General features: G+C 68.7%; 7 protein-coding genes. 5 read left to right on the forward strand and 2 right to left on the reverse strand.

All coding sequences use genetic code 11. The annotated features are described in order from the left end of the window. Nucleotides 1–245, reverse strand: a 245-nt coding sequence (locus ASJ79_RS18160) for a hypothetical protein (protein WP_156448511.1), incomplete at its 3' end; no start/stop codon positions are given. Continuing rightward, nucleotides 242–520 (reverse strand): hypothetical protein, encoded by a 279-nt coding sequence (locus ASJ79_RS18165; protein ID WP_067957981.1) that lies wholly within the window; start codon nucleotides 518–520, stop codon nucleotides 242–244. The genes ASJ79_RS18165 and ASJ79_RS18160, both read right to left, overlap by 4 nt. Nucleotides 521–624: 104 nt before the next feature. Between ASJ79_RS18165 and pafA the strand changes: the two genes are divergently transcribed. The 5 genes from pafA to tatC form a co-directional block, all read left to right on the forward strand. After that, nucleotides 625–1,983: a Pup--protein ligase gene (gene pafA / locus ASJ79_RS18170; RefSeq protein ID WP_156448512.1), complete on the forward strand. Its 1,359-nt coding sequence runs from the start codon at nucleotides 625–627 to the stop codon at nucleotides 1,981–1,983. 54 nt (nucleotides 1,984–2,037) lie between these two features. Next, nucleotides 2,038–3,060: a YafY family protein gene (locus tag ASJ79_RS18175; protein WP_156448513.1), complete on the forward strand. Its 1,023-nt coding sequence runs from the start codon at nucleotides 2,038–2,040 to the stop codon at nucleotides 3,058–3,060. Further along, entirely contained in the window at nucleotides 3,057–4,034 is a 978-nt protein-coding gene (locus ASJ79_RS18180; protein ID WP_067957988.1) for a YafY family protein, read from the forward strand. Before ASJ79_RS18175 ends, ASJ79_RS18180 begins: the two co-directional genes overlap by 4 nt. Before the next feature lie 47 nt (nucleotides 4,035–4,081). Then, nucleotides 4,082–4,327: a Sec-independent protein translocase subunit TatA gene (tatA, locus tag ASJ79_RS18185; protein WP_067957996.1), complete on the forward strand. Its 246-nt coding sequence runs from the start codon at nucleotides 4,082–4,084 to the stop codon at nucleotides 4,325–4,327. A gap of 75 nt (nucleotides 4,328–4,402) precedes the next feature. Next, nucleotides 4,403–5,224: twin-arginine translocase subunit TatC (tatC, locus tag ASJ79_RS18190; protein ID WP_067957998.1), on the forward strand; the 822-nt coding region annotated here is incomplete at its 3' end.

The following is a 5,224-nucleotide window of genomic DNA, read 5'->3' on the forward strand; positions in this document are numbered from 1 at the left end:
TGGTGTGCCACGGGCACCCGACGCTGTCGACGTCGTTCTCGATGGTCGACGTACCGCTGTTGCCGATGCGGCACTTCGCCTACAAGCATCCCGCCGGTCCAGTAGTCGACGCTGCGCCCGGCCTCGGCCGCCGCGTCGTCCACCGAGGCGGTGAGCGCGCGCGCCGCGTCCTCACAGCCGGCGCTCAATCCGAGAAGCGCCTCGGGCCGCCACCGCTGCGCCATCGAGACGGTCGGAACGATCACCGGGGTACGAACCGCTCACCGTTGACCGCGTCGGTGTCGGTGAACGCGTCGGCCGAAACCCGGGCGGCGTCCGCCCAGTCGTCCAGGGCGGCCACGACGTCGTCGATCTGGGGCGCGAGAAGATCGTCGATCACCAACCGTGCCACCGCCGAACCGGGCAGCGAACCGGGTTCCAGCCCCGGCCGGGGCGTGCCGGCGACCTCGCCGGCGGCGCCGTGGATACGACCCGCGAGCGCGTGCAGGCGATCCACGTCCACATGTGCGATTTCCCCCATGGCTCATGCTGACAGAACGCCGGGCCGGTCCGACCCGGTTATCCACAGGCCCTCATCGGGTGTCCGGCCTCCGTGTGAGCCGAGCAACAAGTAGTCTCGATGAGGTGCAGCGACGAATCATGGGCATCGAGACCGAATTCGGTGTCACCTGCACGTTCCACGGCCATCGCCGGCTGAGCCCCGACGAGGTCGCCCGCTATCTGTTCCGCCGGGTGGTGTCGTGGGGCCGCAGCAGCAATGTCTTCCTCCGTAACGGCGCGCGCCTGTATCTCGACGTCGGGAGTCACCCCGAATACGCGACGGCCGAGTGCGACAGCCTCACCCAGCTGGTCACCCACGACCGCGCCGGCGAACGCGTCCTGGAGGACCTGCTCATCGACGCCGAGCAGCGGTTGACCGACGAAGGCATCGGCGGCGACATCTACCTGTTCAAGAACAACACCGACTCGGCGGGCAACTCCTACGGCTGCCACGAGAACTACCTGATCGTGCGGGCCGGCGAGTTCTCCCGTATCTCCGATGTGCTGCTGCCGTTCCTGGTCACCCGCCAGCTCATCTGCGGGGCGGGCAAGGTGCTGCAGACCCCCAAGGCCGCGACGTTCTGCCTGTCCCAGCGCGCCGAGCACATCTGGGAAGGCGTGTCGAGCGCGACCACGCGGTCCCGGCCGATCATCAACACCCGCGACGAACCCCACGCCGACGCGGAGAAGTACCGCCGCCTGCACGTCATCGTCGGCGACTCGAACATGAGCGAATCCACCACGATGCTCAAGGTCGGCTCGGCATCGCTGGTGCTGGAGATGATCGAGGCCGGGGTGGCGTTCCGGGATTTCTCCCTGGACAACCCGATCCGCGCGATCCGCGAGGTCAGCCACGACCTGACCGGGCGGCGGCCGGTGCGGTTGGCAGGCGGCAGGCAGGCCAGCGCGCTGGACATCCAACGCGAGTACTACGCCCGCGCGGTGGAATACCTGCAGACCCGCGAACCGAACACCGAGATCGACCAGGTCGTCGATCTGTGGGGCCGCCAGCTCGACGCCGTCGAGAGCCAGGACTTCGCCAAGGTCGACACCGAGATCGACTGGGTGATCAAGCGCAAGCTGTTCCAGCGCTACCAGGACCGGTACAACATGGAGCTGTCCGACCCGAAGATCAGCCAGCTCGACCTGGCCTACCACGACATCAAGCGTGGCCGCGGCGTGTTCGACCTGCTGCAGCGCAAGGGCCTGGCCGCCCGTATCACCACCGACGAGGAGATCGAGGCCGCGGTCAACACCCCGCCGCAGACCACCCGGGCCAAGCTGCGCGGCGAGTTCATCAGCGCCGCCCAGGAAGCCGGTCGCGATTTCACCGTCGACTGGGTGCACCTCAAGCTCAACGATCAGGCCCAGCGCACCGTGCTGTGCAAGGACCCGTTCCGGTCCGTCGACGAGCGGGTCAAGCGGCTCATCGCTTCTATGTGAGTCGGCGCGTGCTGGTGGCGGGCATCGTGTCCGCCGCGCCTTAAGCTCTATCCCGTGGGGATCTCGAAAGTCGAACGCCTGATGAATCTCGTCATCGCGTTGCTGTCCACGCGGTCCTTCATCACCGCAGACCGGATCCGCGAGACGGTTTACGGCTACTCCGACGACGCCAGCGACGAGGCGTTCTCGCGGATGTTCGAACGCGACAAGAACGAACTGCGCGATCTCGGCATCCCGTTGGAGACCGGGCGGGTGTCGCCGAGCGATCCGGCCGAGGGCTACCGGATCAACAGGGAGGCCTACGCGCTGCCCGCGGTGGAGCTGACCCCCGACGAGGCGGCCGCGGTCGCGGTGGCCACCCAACTGTGGGAGTCGCCGGAACTGATCACCGCGACCCAGAGCGCGTTGCTGAAGCTGCGCGCCGCTGGCATCGACATCGAGGCCGTCGACGACGACGTCGCGATCACCTCGACCGCGGCGCTGCCCGGGCTGCGGGGTTCGGAAGAGGTCCTCGGAATCCTGTTGTCGGCCGTCGATTCCGGCCGCGCCGTCCAGTTCCGGCACCGGCCGTCGCGCAGCGAGCCGTACCTGACGCGGACGGTGGAGCCCTGGGGTGTGGTCACCGACCGGGGACGCTGGTACCTGGTCGGTCACGACCGGGACCGGGACGCGGTGCGTACGTTCCGGCTGTCCCGCATCGGTCCAGACGTGACGCCGATCGGACCGCCGGGGGCGGTCACCCGACCGGACGGGGTCGACCTGCGCGAGATCGTCAAACGCGTCGTGGGGGAATGGCCGGCCTCCGGGCAGGCGAGGGTGTGGGTGGCCGAGGGCCGCGCGACTGCGCTGCGCCGGCGCGGCTCCGTGGTCGGGCCGATGACGATCGGCGGCCGGGCGGGCGACGAGATCACCGTCGACATCGGCATATTCGACAGGCTGGCCCGCGAGGTCGCCAGCTACGGTGCCGACGCGCTCGCCCTCGAGCCGCAGTCCCTGCGCGACGACGTGATCGGCCGGCTACAGGCCCAGCTGTCCGCGGTGGGCGGCGTGGCCGGTATCCGGGAGGAGGCACGGTGACCGCGGTCAGCGCGCGGCTGGTGCGGCTGCTCAACATGGTCCCCTACTTTCAGGCCAACCCGAGGATCACCTACGCCGAGGCCGCCTCGGATCTCGGCGTCAGCGTCAAGCAGTTGCGCGAGGATCTCAACCAGCTGTGGATGTGCGGCCTGCCCGGCTACGGTCCCGGCGACCTGATCGACTTCGAGTTCTCCGGCGACACCATCGAGGTCACGTTCTCGGCGGGCATCGACCATCCCTTGCGGATGACCTCACCCGAGGCCACCGGGGTGCTGGTGGCGTTGCGGGCCCTGGTCGACGTCCCCGGCATGGTCGACCCCGAGGCCGCCCGCAGCGCTATCGCCAAGATCGAGTCCGCGGCGGGCAAGGTGGGCCACGGGGTGGCGGGCGCCGCGGTCGAGGAGCCCGCACCGGTCGAGAGCGAGGCCTCGGCGGCCGTGCGCAAGGCCGTGCGCGACGACCGGGCGCTGGCGATCGAGTACTACGCCGCGTCCCACGACACGCTGTCGAGCCGGGTCGTCGATCCGATCCGGGTGGTCCTGGTCGCCGACCACAGCTACCTGGAGGCGTGGTGCCGGTCCGCCGAGGCGGTGCGGCTGTTCCGGTTCGACCGCATCGTCGACGCCCGCGTGCTCGACGAGCCGTCGGTGCCGCCGCCGCCGGCGGTGCAGGCGGGCCCGGACACGTCGTTGTTCGATCCCGACACCGCCGATCCGTCCCTGCCGACCGCGACGCTGCTCATCGACCGGTCGGCGGGCTGGATGTTCGACTACTACCCGCTGCGGGTGGTGCGTGAATTCGACGACGGATCGTGCGAGGCGACGATGACCTACGCCTCCGACCAGTGGATGGCGCGCTTCGTCCTCGGATTCGGCTCGGCCGTGCGGGTACTGGAGCCGCCGGCGCTGGCCGAGCGGGTGAGGCAGTCCGCTGCGGCGGCGCTGGAGGCCTATCAGTCGGTCGGGTCGGCATAGACCCGGTCGGCGGGTAAACTCGGCCCAGACGTCTGGAGGTAACCAAATTGGGTGGTCTACAACCCTGGCACTGGGTCATCGTCATCGCCGTGTTCGTGCTGCTCTTCGGTGCCAAGAAGCTCCCGGACGCGGCGCGCTCGCTGGGCAAGTCGATGCGCATCTTCAAGTCCGAGATCAAGGAGATGCAGTCGGATTCGCAGGCGCCCAAGTCCGACCGGCCCGAGACGCCGACGCAGATCACATCGGAGCGCGTCGCCGAATCCGAGCCGTCGGCGGACAAGCGCTCGGCCTGACCGGTCAGCTCGTGACACGCGGCCACGGTCGCGTGCGTGACTTCGCGCCGCTGCGGAGCATCTAGGCAACCACTCGTGCAGATTCCCGGACTCTTCAAGAAGCTCGATCCCCGGCAGCGGCGTGCACGGGTCAACCCCGACGGCACGATGTCGCTGGTCGACCACCTCACCGAGCTGCGCAGCCGGCTGCTGATCTCGGTGCTCGCCGTGCTGCTGACGACGATCCTCGGGTTCCTCTGGTACAGCCACGGTGTGTTCGGCCTGCCCAGCCTCGGCGACTGGCTGCGCGGGCCGTACTGTGCGCTGCCGGATTCAGCGCGGGCCTCGATCACCCCGGACGGCGAATGTCGGCTGTTGGCGACCGCGCCGTTCGACCAGTTCATGCTGCGTTTGAAGGTCGCGATGACGGCAGGCATCGTGCTGGCCTGCCCGGTGTGGCTGTACCAGGTGTGGGCGTTCATCACTCCCGGCCTCTACGCCAAGGAGCGCCGCTTCGCCGTCGCCTTCGTGACGGTCGGGGCGGCGCTGTTCGTCTCCGGCGCGATCCTGGCCTATGTCGTGCTGTCCAAGGCGTTGAGCTTCCTGCTGACCGTCGGCAGCGACGTCCAGGTGACCGCGTTGTCGGGCGACCAGTACTTCGGCTTCCTGATCAACCTGCTGTTGGTGTTCGGGATCAGCTTCGAGTTCCCGCTGCTGATCATCATGCTCAACCTGGTCGGCATCCTCACCTACGAACGGCTCAAGGCCTGGCGGCGCGGCCTCATCATGGGTGTGTTCGTGTTCTGCGCGTTCGTCACTCCCGGTTCGGATCCGTTCTCGATGCTGGCGCTGGCGCTGGCCATGACGCTGCTGATGGAGATGGCCATCCAGGTCGCGCGGCTCAGCGACCGGCGCAAG

The sequence above is a fragment of the Mycobacterium sp. NAZ190054 genome (assembly GCF_001545925.1).
GTDB lineage: Bacteria > Actinomycetota > Actinomycetes > Mycobacteriales > Mycobacteriaceae > Mycobacterium.

What these genes read in the sequence shown, in the direction of transcription:
- ASJ79_RS18165 (WP_067957981.1), bottom strand. Translation starts at nt 520, where the DNA reads ATGGGGGAAATCGCACATGTGGACGTGGATCGCCTGCACGCGCTCGCG.